Here is a 17,714-nt window from a genome sequence, read left to right as displayed (position 1 = left end):
CACCACCGGATGCTCCCCCCTGTTTATTCCCGCCGATCAGCTCATCAGCAGGGCCCGCAGGCTCTCCACGTCGAGTCCGCGTACCTCGGACTGACCGCTGAGCAGGCCATCGGCCAGCGCCCGTTTCTCGTCGTGCAGCGCCACGATTTTCTCCTCCACCGTCTGCTCGCACACCAGTCGATAGACAGTCACCGGCTGAGTTTGCCCCATGCGGTGCGCCCGATCGCTCGCCTGATCCTCCACCGCCGGGTTCCACCAGGGATCCAGGTGCAGCACGGTATCGGCCTGGGTCAGGTTGAGGCCGGTGCCGCCAGCCTTGAGGCTGATGAGAAACAGCGGCACGGGGTCGTGGCGGAACCGCAGGATGGACTCCTGGCGGGACTTGGCGGAGCAGCCGCCGTCCAGATAGCAGTAGTCCCACTGCTTCTGCTCGATACGCTCTCGCAGCAGGCTCAACAGATCGACGAACTGGCTGAACACCAGCACCCGATGACCACCGTCGATGGCCTCCTCCAGCAGTGCCATGGCCTCATCCAGCTTGCTGCTGGTCTGATTCCACTCCGGCATCACCAAGGCTGGCGAGCAGCAGAGCCGACGCAGCCGGGTCAGGCCGCTCAGCACGTGCATCAGGGCGCGGCCATCGGCGCTTTGCACCTGTTGCACCACCTCGCGCCTCGTCGCCTCATAGAGCTGGCGCTCCTCGGGAGAGAGGCTGATGTGGTGGATGATCTCGGTCTTGTCTGGCAGCTCGGTCAGCACCTGCTGCTTGAGGCGGCGCAGGATGAAGGGGCTGATCACCGCCCGCAGCAACGCCATGTGCTGGGGATCCTTGACCGCCTTGCCGAAGCGGCGCTTGAATTCGCCGAGGCTGCCGAGCAGGCCCGGGTTGATGAAGGTAAACAGACTCCACAGCTCACCGAGGTGGTTCTCGATGGGGGTGCCGGACAGGGCGAGGCGGAAATCGCCGTCGAGCTGGAACAACAGCTTGGCGCGCTGGGTACCGGCATTCTTGATCTGCTGCGCCTCGTCCAGCACCATGCTCGCCCAGCGGCGGGACTTGAGCGCCTGGGCCAGGCTGCCGAGCATGCCGTAGTTGACCAGGATGATCTGGCCGGCCCTGGCCCCCTGGATCAGCGCCTCCCGCTCGGCAGGATTCTCGAACACCACCACCTCCAGTTCGGGAGCAAAGCGTGCGACCTCCTCCTGCCAGTTGGTGACCACTGACTTGGGCACCACCACCAGCGCCGGGCCCATATGCTGACGCATGCGCAGCACCATCAGCGCCTGCAACGTCTTGCCGAGCCCCATGTCATCGGCCAGGCAGGCCCCGAAACCGTGATGGGCCAGGGTCGCCATCCAGCGCACCCCCTCTTTCTGATAGTCCCGCAGCGCCGTCAGCAGCTCGGGCGCACACTCCACCTCCTGCTGCCACTCCTGTTGCAACGACTGCCAGGCATCATCCCCGGCGGTGGTGACCGCCGACAGCAACCGGGCCAGGGGATAGGCCAGCTTGTTGTTGATACGCTGCTCGGTGTCCAGCATGGCGCCGAGCATGGTGAGGCGCTCCACCAGCTTGTCGCTCAGCATCAAACTGGTCTTCTCGTCGAGCTGGACGGTGCGCTGGCCCGGGGTGAGCTGGCGCAGAATGAGGCGCAAGTCGAGGATCTGGTGTTCGTCCAGCGCCAATGCCCCCTCCACCTGGAACCAGTCCTGGCGCCGCTCGATGCGCAGGCTCAGGGCGGCCTCGTCGAGGCTCTTGAGCCGCGCGCTGTCCTGATGCCAGTGAATGACCACTCCGGCCTCCACCAGCTCGGGCAGGGAATTGACCAGGGTCAGTGCCTGCTCCCCTTCCAGCTTCCATTCGTTACCGGGCAGCCCGATGGGCAGCTGGTTGCGCAGGCGCTGGGCCTCGCCCTTCTCGGCGAGCAGGTCGCGCTGCCAGTAGTGGTAGTCCCTGACGCCCTGGCGCACTATGGCCTCGCCTTTGCCGAGCGGCAAGGGTGGCAGATCCCCCTGTCGGGTCACCAGCTGCACCACTAGCTGGCTGTCCTGCCAATCCAGCTGCACCGCGGCCACCCCAGGCCAGGGTGCCAGTTCGGCATTGCCCTGCAACCCCGCCACCTGGCTGTGCCAGGGCAGATCGGGGATGGCGTCCAGGGTACGCTGCAACTCGGCCAGGCCGGCCTCGGGCAACCGGGGGATGGATTCCAGTGCCGGCAATTTATCCAGCAGGGCTTGCGGCGTCAGGATGAGCTGCCACAAGTCCTGCGCCAGCGGCACTATGTGTGCCCCACGGGCGGCTGCGGCCGGGCTCAGCACGGCGCTCATGCCCGGGGTATCTGAATTCTGTTCAGTCGCCACTATCTGCAGCAAGGGCGCGCTGATGGCCAGTTGCAGCTTCTGCCCCTTGGCATTGAACAGCCGGGGGTGGCTGGCGAGCGGAGGCCAGGCGTCTCGCGGCAGCTTGCTCATCCCCCTTGGCAGGGTGCGCACCAGCGCCCAGTCCGCCTCGTCGAGCAGAGCGGCATACTGGGTGGAGAGCAGGGCCGGATCGACCCGGCGACCAGCGGTCCACTCCCCCTTGGTACTCTGTTTCTGGATCTTGCACTCAAGCTCGGGGCCGTCGGCATGGAGCAGCCACACCAGCCGCTCCTGCGCCTTGCGCACGCCGCTGGAGCGACCCAGCCCCTGCAGCCAGTTCAGCCAGCTGGCCGAGGCTGGGGTGTTGTCTTCGTCGTCCGGCTCGTCAGCCGTATCGGGGGTTGGGGGGGTACGCAGCTGCTGCAGCGGGGGGTGCTGGGCTCCCGAACCGAGCAACAACCGCAGCAGATCCTGGCAGAAGGCCATCAGGCGATGACGGGGGCTGGCCTCCAGCACATGGGAGAGATCCCACTTGTGCAAGATGGCTACCTGCGGGCTCTGCTCCCCGTGGCGTGCCAGGGTGCAGAGATCGAGCCAGAGGTAGCCCCAGTGCAGCTCCTCCAAGGGCAGTTGCAGGGTATCGAACAGCCCGACCGCCTGACCGTGGCGATCACCGGCCCACTGCCCCAGCAGATCCGTCAGCAGCGGGCACTCATTGCCGAGGCTGCGTTGCCACTTCTTGCGCTGCTCGCTGGCGAGCACGGGATCGGCCTGCTGCAGCCAGCCCAGCCAGAGCAGCGCACTGAACATCCGCGGCCAGGGCGCGTGCCCCTGCTCTTGCTGCCACTGCCCGAGCGCGCCGAGCAAGCGCTCGGCCAGGGGTTGTTCCCCGCCCCGCTCGGCGAGTTGTTGCAGGGCCGGCCAGTGAGTGGTTACCTCGCCGGCGAGCGGGCCACAGAGCCATTCCCACTCGGCGGCCAGCCCATGGACCAGGCTCGCCAGCGCGGGGGCGCAGGTGGCACTGGGCTGCGCCAGCGGCCAGCCTGACTCGGGCTCGGCGTCGAGCAGGGTCTGCAGGGCGAAATGCTCAAGCAGCAGTTGCTGCCAGGCCGGACTCGACTCCGGCAACAAGCGGTGAGCATCGGGCAGGTCCAGCAGGCTCAGCAGCTCAGCACTCTGGTAATAGGCAGGGATCTGACCCGCCTTTCCCAGACAGAGCTCGCGTACCAGTGCCTGCGCCATCTCCTGGCCGGTGACTGATGGCACCCGCGTCCAGTCGGGCATGGGGCAGGCCCCCGCCCGCACCGCCAGGATCAGCGCCAGGCTACCCTCCGCCGTCAGGCTCCACTGCTGCTCTCCGCGCAGCCGTACCAGCCCTTGCTGCTGCAGCTGGTTCAGCTTGTCGATCAGCGCCTGCAGCGACAGCGACGCTGGCAGCATATCGAGCAAATAGCGAGGGCTGGCGGTGCGCTGCAATTGCAGCTCGCCGAGCAGGGCATAGCAATCCGAAGAGAGGGTGAAGGCTGACATCAGAACTCACGGGCAAGTGCAAAGGCGGAATTTTAACGGGAAAGCGGCGGCGGCTCGACCCTTAACCGCGAATTAGTACAAAAAAAGCGGGCAGCCTCATGTTATTACCCGATGGCACAGGGCATCGACGCGGAGAGAGAAGGTCGGTAAAGCGGATGAAAAGAGGGTTAATTACGGGAACATGCAGATAAAAGACCATAAAAAGGCGCCGAAGCGCCTTTTTTGCGAGGTCCACCCAGAGGTGAATGGGCAAAGGGCTTAGCCTTCCAGCTCGGCCAGTCGCGCCTCCAGCGCCTGCACCTGCGCCTTGAGGGTCTCGACCTCATCTTCCAGCACACTCAGGCGATCGGCGGCGGGAGAGGCGTGGTGACTGACGGGGGTTGCCTCGGCCAGGGCCGCCAGATCGATCTCGCCGCTAAACAGGTGAGCATAGCGGGACTCGCGCTTGCCCGGCTCGCGCGGCAGCTTGACCACATAGGGCCCCTGCTCCGCGAGCTTGGCCAGCACGGCATCCACCTGGGTCACATCATCGAAGCTGCACAGCCGGTTGGTCCGCGAGCGCAGCTCACCCGGTGTCTGCGGGCCGCGCAGCAGCAACTCGCAGATGATGCCGAGCTCCTGGGCGCTGAACTTCAGCTCGCCAAACTCGGTGTTGCAGAAACGATGCTGATAGCGAGGCACCCGGGCGTTGAAACCGGCGGTATTGACCACCAGCCGGCGACGGATCAGCTCGTCGATGACGGCGCGGATGTCCAGCTCGGAGAGCTCCAGCACGGGTTCGCGATTGCTCTTCTGATTGCAGGCGTTGACCAGCGCATTGAGAGAGAGAGGGTACTGATCCGGCGTGCAGATCTCTTTCTCTATCAGACAGCCGATCACGCGAGCTTCCAATGGGCCTAGTACTAACTCCATTTCAACCTCCCTTGCCAAACGTTAAGGCGGTTATCTTAGCCAAGGCACCCCGCGCGTCCAGCACTGAACCGCATTTTTGCGAGCCAATCAAACCCTTGATGAAACATCGCACAGCTCAGGCCGGAGCGCCCTGGCATAACGCAATCCAATCGAAGCCTGTCCATGATGGAGAGCTAACGACAGCAACAGAGGCTCCTCTTCTGGAGGTGACGTACCAGATGCCCGCGGCGGCAGACGACACGGCACGCCGAGCCGAAGTGCCAGCCTAGAGGGTCTTGTCGACCTGGGTATCAGTCCCCGAAGTCAGGATGCGCACCCTGTCCCCCTTGCTGAAGCTGAGCTTGGGATCGTTCTCCTGCACCACGTTGAGCAGCGTCCCGGCCTCGGTCTTGATCAACAGCTCGACCGATTGTCCGGTCGGAGCCACTCCCTGATCCCCCTGACGGCGGCGCGATACCTCGGCCCCGGCGATGGCTCCCGTCACCGTGGCGATGGTCTGGCCCGAGCCGCCGCCAAACTGACTGCCGGCGGCCGCTCCCAGGGCCGCGGCCCCTATGGTGCGCAGTGGCCGGCTCCCCTGCGAAGGAGCAGCAGTACTCGGTGTGCCGACGAGGCGGCTCTCCTGCACAGTGCCGTATTCCACCTTGGCGCTGGTACCGGCCATGGCGGACGAGGAGGCCAGGATGAGCAGGCTGGTGGCGATGAATGCGATTCTTTTCACGATGTCGACTCCGATGAAGAATGAATGCCCTTGGATCCGGGCAACGGGCTGATGAATGGCTCGTAGATAATTGAGAGTCCTCGCCATTTTCCAACGAGACTACACCGCTGAAGCTGACTGCAAGCTTGCCTGGGATGGAAATGATAACGGCCGCAAGGCGGCCGTTATGAAACAAAGCGGGTCTGCAATGCCATCAGGAGGATGGTTTGCGCTCCAGGGTCGCCGCCACCGACTTGGCTGCCGAGGCGGTGAGCAAGGGCTCACCCGGATAGAGTGCCAGTGCCTGGCTGCGCAGACGCTGGGCCTCCTCCGTTCGTCCCAGCGCATGGAGGGCGATCACCATGTTGGCGTAGATGTTGGCTCTGGGGGTATGGCGTACGAAATTTTGCCCCCAGTCGAGGTAAGCCTCAAGCTCCGCCTTGTTGTTGGCCTGCAGACCCACCATCAGGCGCACCGCGTTCACATCGAACTCCACCCGGGTCAACCAGGCAAGGGGGTTGACGACCTCCAGCAGCAGTGCAGGCTGCTTGTAGCCGCCACGCTCATACTTGGTCACCACCCAGGCGGTGTGAATCGCGGTCAGCATGAAGGGCACCACGATGAGGGGAATCGCGATGGCCAGGAATCGCAGCAGCAACCAGGGACGACAAACATATTCCCGCCAACTGATGCCGCCAGCAGCTTGCATCCCCTCCTCCACTTCCGCATCCAGCACATAGATGAGCAGCAGCAGAGCCCACCACAGGGCGATGGCATGGTAGAAGGGGTATTCGGTCTGGGTGTGCAGCAAGATGGGCGTCACCAACGCCAGCAGGGCCAACCCCTTGACCCCACCTGCCCGGCTTAGTCGCCACAGCAGGGCCCCCACCATCAGCAGCATACCGAGCATGGGAGCCAGCCCCCCTTCCACCGCCCAGTAGAGAAACTCGTTGTGAGGGTGATCGAGGTTGTATTCGATCTGCACCATGGCGGGGTTGAGCGCCTTGTCGGCCATATAGTGCTGCAGGAAAATGGGCTCGAAACTGCCGTAACCCCAACCGGTCCAGGGTGCCTCGGCAATCAGTTTGGCGGCGTAGGGCCAGTAGATGGAACGCATACCACCGGATTGATAGATCTCAAGCCCGCGCTTGGCGCCGCTCATACCATATTGAGATAACAGGCCCAGCGCGATGCCCAGCACGACCAACCCCCATACCCGGCCCAGTTGCCGTTGACGACGAAGCTGTGGCGCGAGCAGGAGCAGCGCCAGCAACCCACCCAGCTGACCCACCCGCGACTGTAGTCCGACCAGAAGCACACAAGCCGCCAGGATAACCCCATAGCGCAGCCCCTTCAGCCAAAGATTGGCGTCGGCACGCATCTCCAGCCAGATCGCCAGCGACAGACCGGTCGCCATAAAGCTGGCCATCACGTTGGGTTGCTGGAAGATGCCGTAGGGACGATTGGCTTGGGTGTCATAGCCTATCCAGTTGCCTGGTGTCAGTAGGTAGAACTGCACCAGACCGAGCAGCGCCTCGATGGCGACGGCGCCGAGCAACAGATAGAGCAGTTTGTCCCGCGTCTGACGCTCCCACTGCCATTGATAGAGGCAGGCGAGAAACAGCAGACCGGCGAATAACCCGAGCAACCTGGGAATGGCGTAGTCCTTGAGCTCGAAGCCCGGATACGCCATCGGCAACAGCAGCAACATGCCTCCCAACCACAACCCGACCATCAATGGCGTGACGACCAATCTCTGGCGCAATGTCACCTGCCATAGCCCGAGTCCCATCACCAGGCTGGCGAAGATCCAGCCCCAGGCATTGAAGGGCAGATAAAGACCGGACCCGCCCGGGTTGTGCATGAAGAAATGCATGCCCAGCAGCCAGTACAGCACGCTGATCACACCAAACACCCTTGCCGTCACCATCATCCTGCCTGGCTCCCTATGCCCATCTCCAGCGGCCCCATCATTCGTCGCCTCAAAAAATAAAAGGGGGCTGATGCCCCCTTTTGCTCATGCATGAACACTATACCTGTTCCGGCCTTCGAAACGCATGGCGTACCAGCACGATACCGACCCCCAACATGCCGCCGAGCAAGGTGGCCAGCACCACGATCAGCGGACGTTTGGGTTTGTCGCGGCTAAGGGGCTCACTCGGTGAGGCCAGATAGGCAAAGGATTGGAACGGCAGCTCCTCGAGCTTGATGGCCTGGAGGCTGTTCAGTTGTAAACGCAGATCGCCGATGCCCGGGTTCATGAACTCGGGGTTCTTGATCTCCTTGAGGATCTTGAGCTTTTCGGCTAAAGCACGGGCTCCGAGGTCGATAGCCAAGCTCCCCTGATCTTGCAGATTCTGCACCGGTGCTTCTATCCCCGCAGCCCGAGTAATGCGCAAACTGTATTCAGTACGCAAGATGTCATCTTGCAATTGCTTGAAGGTATCGACTTTTGCGCTCTCGAACTGGGTCTGCAACGTCTTGATCCGGTTTTGCCAGATGGTGTTGAGCTCCTTGCCCTTGGCCGCCGACTCCTGCTGCTGGATGAAGGCGATGTATTGCTCCAGGCGGGATTTGGCCTCACCCGCCGTCGCTGCGGCAAAGGAGAGAGTCACATCTTCGCGCAACTTGTCCGGTGCCTTGGCGCTGATCCCCTCGGTCATCTTATTGAGTAGCAGTCGCTTGCCTTTCGCGTCCGTAACCCCGGACTGCACCACCTCGGCATCCAGATAGCCTTTATCCATCAGGAACTGACGCTTGTTATTGAAGCTATTGAAGTTATTTACAAAATCACTGTAAAGCGCCTTCTTGTCGAAAGAGGTAAAGGCTGAGGCCGGTATCTGAGCGTTTATCAGCTGGTTGATATTGAGCTCGAGCGATTCCACCTCCTTGAGGGTGGGCGGCTTGATCTCGGCCTGACTGACCCAGACTTGGGGGGCCAACAGAGCATAGGCAATAGCTGCAATGGCAAAAACACCTGCAACCAGCAGGATTAGGATTTTCTGGCGCCATAGCATCAGAATCAGCTCGCGCAGATCGATTTCATCGCCGGAGGAGGCTTGCCAACCTTGCGGCGACTTGACTGCAGATGTAGGGGTTATTTCATTGTTAGTCATAACGACATTCGTTTCCTAATCAGTTCAGAGAGGTAAAAAAAAGCGTCGAATGGTCTTTGTCGGACAAATCAGGTACATATTTTCCATAAGAGGCCAAGCAATAGTGACATAGGGCATCACAACTGCGCTGCGGCCCGATCCATACATCGTGGCAAAGAGCAGTCACCATAAGACTCCACATTACAATATGGAATAATCGGCTTCCGTATTCAAAAATTCGATATTGCTGACATGAGAACTAACCAAGTTCTGTTTCAAATTTACTCGTGCTTTCCATACCAAATCACAGATACCATCGGTAGGTGAGAACGCTACTGGTGCTTCCAACAATAAATGACGGATTTTTTCATGATCAAACTGATGACAGGCCTCATCGATTTTGGTCAGTAGGACTCGCAACTCAGACCAAGGCAACATATGCTCATTTGCTTTCATGATTCTAGGGTGATGAGTGCCCGACACATTGTCACCAATAAGAAGCTCTTCAAAGAGTTTTTCACCTGGCCGCAACCCAGTAATCTTTACCTCAATATCTCCATTAGGATGTTGCTCATTTTTCAGCGTTAAACCACTCAGTCGAATCATTCTATGTGCCAACTCGATAATTTTGACCGATTGCCCCATGTCCAATACAAATACATCGCCGCCACTACCCATAGCGCCAGCCTGGATCACCAACTGAGAAGCCTCAGGAATAGTCATAAAATAGCGAGTGATGTCAGGATGAGTCACGGTAAGAGGACCACCGCCTCTAATTTGCTTGCGAAACAGGGGAACAACTGAACCAGAAGAGCCTAAAACATTGCCAAAACGCACCATGCAAAAGCGAGTCTGAGTCTGAGTCTGAGTCTGAGTCTGAGTCTGAGCAGAGGCTAATGCCTGTAACGCCAGTTCGGCTAAACGCTTAGTCGCCCCCATGGTGTTTGTTGGTCTCACCGCCTTATCGGTCGAAATAAGAACAAAAGTCTCAACTCCAGCGGAAATTGCAGCCTGAGCACAATAAAGTGTGCCAAATATATTATTTCGCACGCCTTCTACCACATTATACTCAACTAAAGGTACATGCTTGTAAGCGGCAGCATGATAGACTGTTTGAATCTGGAAACTATTCATGATGGTATTTAAGCGATTCTGCCTCTGCACCGACCCTAATAACGGGACAATCTCCAACTCGATATGCTCATGATGGCAAAGCTCATGAAGATCATTATCGATGGCATATAATGCATATTCTGATACTTCAAACAGAACCAACTTGCTTGGCTTGCAATGGATAATCTGTCGACATAATTCAGAACCAATGGATCCACCTGCCCCCGTCACCATGACTCGCTTGCCGGTAATATTAGCGTTCATCAGCTCTGGAATGGGTGCCACAGGATCTCGCCCCAGCAGATCTTCGATAGAAACCTCTTTTAACTCATCGATCAATGCCTTCCCATCAACAAGATCGGCCATGCCGGGGATAGAGAGCACTTCACAGGGAAAGTGTTCTAGACGGCGAATCACTTCTTGGCGTACCAAACGGGATGCGCTAGGAATTGCCAACAGTACCTTTTTGATATCAAAGCGTTCGACCAAATCAGCAATCATGTCAGGAGAATAAACATTCACCCCTTGGATTGTGGTTTTGATCAAATTTTCAGCATCATCGACAAATGCCACGGTGAAAAACTCCTGCCCTTGATGCAAGGCTTGCTGCAGTTGCCTTCCAGAAGAGCCAGCCCCATATATAAGTACCGGTATACGTGTTGCTCTGCCGCGATTAACCAACATTCTGAAAAACAATCTGGTACCACCAACCAGTAGGACTGCAAACGCAAAATAAATAACAGATACGGTTCGGGGTAAGGGAACCTCAAAAAAGAAGGCTAGCATCACCAAAGATATCGTTGATATAAAAACACCAAGCACGACTGTCCATAGTACTTTAAAGCCGACATAGCGCAACACCGCCCGATAGAGCCCCAACCGCATAAATATAACGATGGTGATAGGCACCAATAATGCCAGAGTCTGCCAATGCAAGAGGCTTTGAATTGGCATGGCAGAGTCAAGTCGCACCCAAAACCCGCCCCAAAAAGCCAATGATAGCAAGACAGTATCAGCAAAAACGCTAATCACTCGCTTATATAAACGAGGAATACCAAGAAATAATGCCAACATTATCCCACCCTATAATAAAAATGATAAAACTTGGTAACAAGTGCTATGAAATAAAAAGTAACAACTTATTAGGCCGTATATTATTTTTTTGGCTTTACCGCATCCCCTTTCCCACGACCTGTTGCCGTTACAACTATATAATGGACATAATTACCTAACGTCAAGTTATCAATCATCTCACGATCTGTTTGCGCCAATAACTTGGGAGTAGACATGTCGATATTCTGTACTTGTGCAAGTCCGGTAATGCCAGGTAATACATCATAGATACCCAATGCATTGCGCTCTGAAATCAGCTCTTCTTGGTTAAACAAGTTAGGTCGTGGCCCAACCAAACTCATTTCTCCCTTTAATACATTAATCAGCTGCGGTAATTCATCGATTTTGGTTTTGCGCAAAAAACCACCTAGCTTGGTAATAGAGGTAGAGCTGGCCAAATGACTGGCAACCGACTGGGTATCAACCGACATCGTGCGGAACTTGATCAATTTGAATGGTTTTTTGTCTTTACCTACTCGCGTTTGCACAAAAATAGGAGAGCCGGTATCAAACAAGCCGATGATAGTCACAACCAACAACAGCGGCCATAAGAACAACAGACCAAAAAAAGCTGAACAAAAATCAACCAACCTAATTAGCATGATCTCTCTTCCTCAACAAAACAGCGCTTAATGCCTTCTGCCACCGAGACGGGGGGCTGCCAGCCCAAGGTGTGTTTGGTGTGGCTAATATTCACTTGCAGATTACCACACAGCCGCTCAATCACCGCCTGTTTACCAAACAGCCACCCCAACACACGCAGCCAACGCATGGGCACTGGGATAAGCCTTGGTGACTTGCCCGCCGCTTGCGTCATCATCCACAATAACTGGGTGGTAGAAATATCCTGATCATCGCTCACCAAAAAGGTCTGGTTAGCAGCATGGGGGTGTTCAATACAGGTAATAATCAGATCAATCAGGTTATCTAGCGCAACCATGCTGCGTTGATTGTGAATGGCACCCAACGGCAAAGGCAAATTCCTGTCAGCAATCGCAAGCAACGAACGAAAATTGCCTTTAACTCCCGGCCCATACACCAAGGGCGGGCGAATAATCACCAACTCCATGTCAGTGCCAGCCACCAAACTGCGTAGTCCCTCTTCTGCTGCTTGCTTTGAACGGCCATAAGCATCTTTTGGTGCTGGTAGGCAAGCATGACTAAAAGGTAAAGTATCGGTGGTGGATTCACCATTGACCTTAATTGAACTTATGAAAATAAAGCGTTTCACGCCCGCAGCGATGGCTTGATGCGCCAAATTTAACGTGCCTTCGACATTCACAGCCCAATAAATATCATCGCTATGATTAGACAATGTCATCACATGTGCCTGCGCAGCGCAATGAATAACCACATCAATATCGCCCAACGCGTAAGCGAAATCCGCATCTCCACTGAACTCGCCCCTCACATGAATAATTGCTTGTGCAGCACTGGCATGTAAACAGACTGGCGCACGGCGGCCATAAGTGCGAATACTGCAGTCTTGCTCGCGCAACAACTGTGCTAACACAGCCTGCCCGACAAAGCCAGTGGCACCAGTTAATAGAATCATTATCAACCTTAAATATCAAAAAACATTGAACAAAAGAGCAAAGGATAATGCTATTCGATCGCGCAATCTACGCCTTAACTTATGAATATTGAAAAGTAAATATAAATTACCGAAGTAACCATTAGCCAGTCCATTTTTCACTATGGATAAATTCTGCAATTGCAAATGCCCGGCTATTTTTAATGACTGATTACGATACCAATTGTTTTTTATCATATAAAGACGTTTTTGTGCAGCAGCGAAGCTATTGTTTGTGCCTACCTGATTGTTAGCATGCTGACGATAATTCATCATAGGTTCAGGATCGATAAACCAGGAATATCCTTGACTACGAGCAAATGCGTATAACAACCAATCATGGAGGGCAATATCTTCACCTACTTTATGATAGCGGTCCAGTAACCATGCTTTAAAGCACATGGCAACCTCACGTTTAAACACGTAAGTACAACCAGGACCGGCGGCTTCAAATAAAAAATCCCACTCACGTTGTGGCTGCGATTTATCGATTAATACCTCGCGCCCATCTTCCCAAAACGCAGTAACATTGGCTGAATAACAATCATAATGCCGTAGCATTTGAACAGCTTTAGCTAATTTGTTATCAAGCCATATGTCATCTTGGTCACTAAAGGCAATATAATCGTAACGACCAATATCAGTATCTTTTAACAGGCGATAGAAATTTTTACCCGCTCCCCCAAAACGCTCACCATAAGATAGCAATTTGATGTTTTTGTGTTTTCTAACAAGATCGCTACATATATCAAAGGTATCGTCATTGCTTAAATCAACACTAATCACTATATCTACAGCCACATCAGTTTGCTGAATAATTGTTTCAATTTGTTTATCTATCAAACTACTACCATTATATGCGGCTAGCAGAATCAAAGCATGATGATTGATCATGTGTTGGTCACTCTTTTTATTATGCATTTTGATTTTTATGATCAAGTAGCTTTACAACTAACGAATCCCAATCAGGGAATGTATCATTATCATTGTATGACGATGTTTTATCATAAATAAAATCACCGTTAATAAATCCAATAATCAACTCAGCCAATGCCATAGGATTATTTACATCAAAAAACTTAGCTTTGTCATACATCCCTAACGTTTCATAAGCATAAGGTAAATCAGCCAAGAATATAGGCTTATTGAACTCCTTAGCTTCCACAATAGGCAGCCCCCATGTTTCTAATTTAGAGGGAAAAACAACCAAGTCTGATGATTGATAAAAATAGTTAACTTGCGTCCGCGTAAGTCGTCCGACAAAGTTCACTGAGTTTAATGAAGCGTATTTATTATATAGCCATTTTACGTATGCAGAATCATTTTTATGATCAAGCGTTAATACTAGTTCAATTTTCTTTGATAAAGAAGATGTGTATTTTTTTTCAATTATTACCATCGAGTCGAGCAACAATTCGAAATTTTTAAATGTACGTGGTAAGGCTGGATAAAATATTTTTATTTTATCGCTATCTACGCATTGATATATTGGCGCATTGTCAGTTATATTTTCATCTTTGTTTGTGTTTGGCTTTGCCACATACACTTGACGAGCACCGTATTCATTTTTAAATAACTCTGCAATCCATTTCTGTTGGCAAATTATTGCACAATTCGCTTTGATATTTAATTTATAAAGAAATTTATAAAATTTTGAAAAAAGAAAAAATTTCTTATCGAATCTAAAATCTTTAAATGTCGCCTTATATGCAGGGGAGGGATTATGACAATAGACAAATTGCTTTATTTTTGCGGCAGAATATAAAAAAGGCGTCATATCATGCATAGCAAGCCAAATATCAGGTTTTATCTTTTTTGATAAAAACCAACAATAAACATACTCAAAAAAACACCTAAATAGCCAGTTTTTTTTTACTAAAGGAAACTCTAAAAATATAATGTTTGTCTTAAAATTATGATTAAATAAATATCTACTATTAACTAAACAAATCACTTCAATGTTATCTTTTTTAGCCAATGCTGAGATTGCGTCTTGGAATACCTTAAGTGGCCCACCTTCAACGAGGTTCACGCCAGATATAACAATTTTCATTATATGTTTTTCCAAATAGATAACTCAAAATCATATTTTTTTATTACTTTAGCGGGATTACCAACAGCTATACAGTACTCAGGAATATCTTTTGTCACTACAGCACCCGCACCAACAATAGAGCCTGCACCAATCGTGATACCGGGTAATACTAAAACCCCCTCCCCCAACCAAACTTTATCACCAATCGTCACAGGTTTAGATGTTAACTTTCGTCTAATCGGCGCAAGGAGAATTTCTTGCTCATCCGGGAAACAACCATGGTTGTGGTCTGTAATAAATACTTTGCTTGCAATCAAAACATCATCACCAATAGCAATACCTTCAATACAACCAATGTGTACGTAATCATTAATCTGGCAACGCTTGCCAACTTTCAGTTGAGGAGTGACATCACTGGATTTTATACAATCGATGCGCAAACCAACACCAGATGTGAACCCATCACCAATTTGAAAATAGCGAGCTCCTGTGAAATAAAAAGGATAGCGTAAAATCCTAAACTTCGGATAAAAAATTTTAGTTACAATTAGGTCTCTAAATAATCTAAACAGACCTAGAATAGTGTGTTTTTTTATTTTATCAATCATCGAATAACCTTACATGAAATAAATGATAAAAATACTTTATATAAAAATTTAATCTGAACTGACTTTATAGCCCACAAAACAGAAGATCCAACTTGAAAAATCAAATTCACATTGAAATACTTTATTAAAGCTGCTGAATTTGCTAACAAAACTTCTTTTTTTCTAAATTCACCAGATGAGCCATTTATATGCGACAATTGATGTTCTAAATACGCATTAGATATGGTGTATTGGTATTTTTTTTTATTGATAAAGTAACAAAAAGCAGTGTCAATACCATATAGCTCAAACGACTCATCAAAAACAAAACCATTTATATTTTTAATTTCTTGAATTGCATAATTTGATATAGCTAGACCACTTGTTATTGTTTGAACCCCAGATGCAGTAACCACGGGGTAATACTCGATACCTTGGCATTTTATTTTTGGCATGAGCACTTTAAAATCGACGTTCAGAATATCAAAAAGATAATCTTCAGCTACATTCGTGTCATCATCAAAAAAAACATATTTGTTAGCCTGATATAAATCAATGAATCTATTATAAATCTTTGAAAGCGAGCCATTGATCAGCACCTGATGCACTGAAATAAAATCAGGTAATTCTTCATCGACCTGGATCTGTGGTCCATTATTAAAAACGACAATTTTTATTTTTTTCTCAAGACATGACACGTATTTTTCCAACGAAATAAGAGTTTCGCTTTGTGAGATTTTTTTATTATAAAGTACGATACAGAAACAGATATCATGCATTTATATACACCATTTTTTTCATATAAATAGTAGATTTTTCTATAAATTAATTTTTTATGATACTATATTCGTTGATGCAAAAATATCTCATAAAACTAACTATAAATATCAATTTGTTTTTTTTCCCCACAGCTGAAAAAACATAACAACATCGAAATAAAATAAACTTGTGTAATACCATTGGAACCAAAAAGATATACATCTTTAAAATTACCAATTAATATTAAGCAAAGACAGATAATGTAAACAGCTAACATATCTCTATTATTATTGTTTTGTAAGACAAGAAACAAATTATAAAATAATAAACAAAGTGTAGCTAAGACAGCAAGAATCCCAAAATACCAAGTCAATAATACATAGCCACTATCAATGCCCAACTCTCTCGAAGAAAACACACCTTCACCAAAAATTATTTCATTTGGAAAATGATACATACTCTTTAAGATTTCGCTGGATGCCGTGGTAGCTTCATTACCACTCAAAACATTAATAAATAACTCAAAAGCCCATTCAATAAATATTTTAGATTCATTATAAAAAAATACAATCAAGCCAGTTAACGTTGCGGTTAATAGAAGAATGCAATTTAATAACAAACTCTTATTAGCTCTTGTAAATCTTACGGGGATAAACAAAATAGCTAAAAAACCGACAATTAGAATCAAGACCCCCATTCGACCAGAAAGAAAGACTGCGATCACATTCAAAAAAATCAAAATCAAATCAATAAAACTGTGCTTATGATTTTTTTTATGCTGTATATAAACAAGACCTATATAAATCATTAAACAATGAAACAATGACATTAACGAGCCACCAAAAACAAACAGCCCAGAACTTCGAATTCCTGATGCCAGATGTTCTTCATTTTGGGGACTGGTATCAATTATACTGTAGAGTATATCCCTTACATCAGGGATTAACAAAACTAACACGGTAAAAATAGCATTTATGCAACCAGCTAAGTAAACATGCCTTAATAATATGTATTTATAATCATTTATATAAAAGCAGCGATAACAAACAACAAGCATTATTGCATTAATATAAATAATCAGGCCATATACAATAAATGCTATTAGTTCAAATGAATTTGTCGCATGAACAAGCGGAGCTATAGCCACAATAACCAAAAGTAATAAATATGAAAATAGTGACAAAATTATTTTTCTTGATAGGATTTTAGGATTGTTTTTTATTAAAAAACAACAAAAAACTAACAATATAACCGGACTGAAAAATAATACAGTTCCTATTTCATGTATTGACATAGGTATAACAAAAACAAATATTAGGAAAAACAAAATGCATTTATAAAACATATTATTCATCAAATAATCCATCTATATCTGGTGATGCCTCAGAGCAAGATTAATAAAATTCATTACCCAAAAAGGATCCACAATAGAAACTCTGTGCTAAGTACCACCTTTAGTCTTTTGCGCTTCACGCCAGCTCAAAAATACAAAGTCACATAAAATATTCCGAGAAAATTTTTGTACTATCACCCCAAAAAGCCCACGCTCATATTCTTATTAGCACAGACCAACATTCAAGCACTAGTGAATTTTAGCCGTTCGCTGCCCACACTCATCTATTTATTCCCAACAACCCGAACCAATTGCAAACTGCGTCAATTTATCGCCCTACTCAATAACCCCGGCAGTTTAATATCAGGAAGCGTATAGAAACATAAGTTTGAACGGACATAGGATATGTGAGGGTTTTGAAAAAAGCACAAGCAAAACTGATAAATTAAACAATCCTAATGGAGTAGACTATAAATTGAAATTTGACGAACAACAAGAAATCCAAAAAGTGGGATCAGATATTTCACTTTAACATTGTCTAAAAATCACCACACCATCTATTTTTATAAAAAACAATGTAGTTCACTAATGAATAATGGATTA

13 protein-coding genes are annotated in these 17,714 nt (G+C 49.8%); all 13 read right to left on the bottom strand.

The window, feature by feature from the left end; all coding sequences use genetic code 11:
* Window positions 1-36: 36 nt before the first annotated feature.
* Window positions 37-3,891: a DEAD/DEAH box helicase gene (locus tag ACZ9IL_RS03130; protein WP_476002193.1), complete on the bottom strand. Its 3,855-nt coding sequence runs from the start codon at window positions 3,889-3,891 to the stop codon at window positions 37-39.
* A 258-nt stretch (window positions 3,892-4,149) separates the two neighbouring features.
* The gene (locus ACZ9IL_RS03125) at window positions 4,150-4,803 is read right to left on the bottom strand and encodes a YceH family protein (RefSeq protein ID WP_476002192.1); all 654 of its coding nucleotides are present in this window, start codon (window positions 4,801-4,803) and stop codon (window positions 4,150-4,152) included.
* A gap of 265 nt (window positions 4,804-5,068) precedes the next feature.
* Window positions 5,069-5,524 carry a glycine zipper 2TM domain-containing protein gene (locus ACZ9IL_RS03120; protein WP_476002191.1) on the bottom strand — a complete coding sequence of 152 codons (456 nt, stop codon included), beginning with the start codon at window positions 5,522-5,524 and terminating at the stop codon, window positions 5,069-5,071.
* 193 nt (window positions 5,525-5,717) lie between these two features.
* Entirely contained in the window at window positions 5,718-7,433 is a 1,716-nt protein-coding gene (locus tag ACZ9IL_RS03115) for a PglL family O-oligosaccharyltransferase (protein ID WP_476005295.1), read from the bottom strand.
* Between the two features lie 100 nt (window positions 7,434-7,533).
* Entirely contained in the window at window positions 7,534-8,619 is a 1,086-nt protein-coding gene (locus ACZ9IL_RS03110) for an LPS O-antigen chain length determinant protein WzzB (RefSeq protein WP_476002190.1), read from the bottom strand.
* A 180-nt stretch (window positions 8,620-8,799) separates the two neighbouring features.
* Window positions 8,800-10,785 carry a polysaccharide biosynthesis protein gene (locus ACZ9IL_RS03105; RefSeq protein WP_476002189.1) on the bottom strand — a complete coding sequence of 662 codons (1,986 nt, stop codon included), beginning with the start codon at window positions 10,783-10,785 and terminating at the stop codon, window positions 8,800-8,802.
* Window positions 10,786-10,865: 80 nt separating this feature from the next.
* A complete protein-coding gene (locus ACZ9IL_RS03100; protein ID WP_476002188.1) occupies window positions 10,866-11,426 on the bottom strand; it encodes a sugar transferase in 561 nt (186 codons plus the stop codon).
* Complete coding sequence (locus ACZ9IL_RS03095; RefSeq protein ID WP_476002187.1) at window positions 11,420-12,379, bottom strand: UDP-glucose 4-epimerase family protein; 960 nt, start codon at window positions 12,377-12,379, stop codon at window positions 11,420-11,422. The genes ACZ9IL_RS03100 and ACZ9IL_RS03095 overlap by 7 nt, the downstream gene beginning before the upstream one ends.
* Window positions 12,380-12,394: 15 nt before the next feature.
* Window positions 12,395-13,291: a glycosyltransferase gene (locus ACZ9IL_RS03090; RefSeq protein ID WP_476002186.1), complete on the bottom strand. Its 897-nt coding sequence runs from the start codon at window positions 13,289-13,291 to the stop codon at window positions 12,395-12,397.
* 19 nt (window positions 13,292-13,310) lie between these two features.
* Complete coding sequence (locus ACZ9IL_RS03085) at window positions 13,311-14,450, bottom strand: glycosyltransferase (protein ID WP_476002185.1); 1,140 nt, start codon at window positions 14,448-14,450, stop codon at window positions 13,311-13,313.
* Window positions 14,450-15,040, bottom strand: a complete 591-nt coding sequence (locus ACZ9IL_RS03080) for a DapH/DapD/GlmU-related protein (protein ID WP_476002184.1) — start codon at window positions 15,038-15,040, stop codon at window positions 14,450-14,452. Before ACZ9IL_RS03080 ends, ACZ9IL_RS03085 begins: the two co-directional genes overlap by 1 nt.
* A complete protein-coding gene (locus ACZ9IL_RS03075) occupies window positions 15,037-15,798 on the bottom strand; it encodes a glycosyltransferase family protein (RefSeq protein ID WP_476002183.1) in 762 nt (253 codons plus the stop codon). The genes ACZ9IL_RS03080 and ACZ9IL_RS03075 overlap by 4 nt, the downstream gene beginning before the upstream one ends.
* 95 nt (window positions 15,799-15,893) lie before the next feature.
* Window positions 15,894-17,132 carry a hypothetical protein gene (locus tag ACZ9IL_RS03070; protein WP_476002182.1) on the bottom strand — a complete coding sequence of 413 codons (1,239 nt, stop codon included), beginning with the start codon at window positions 17,130-17,132 and terminating at the stop codon, window positions 15,894-15,896.
* Window positions 17,133-17,714 lie beyond the last annotated feature (582 nt).

The organism is Aeromonas sp. TECH754 (assembly GCF_056279295.1).
Note: the sequence above shows the minus strand (reverse complement) of the source record. Positions and strands in the feature narration are given on the sequence as shown.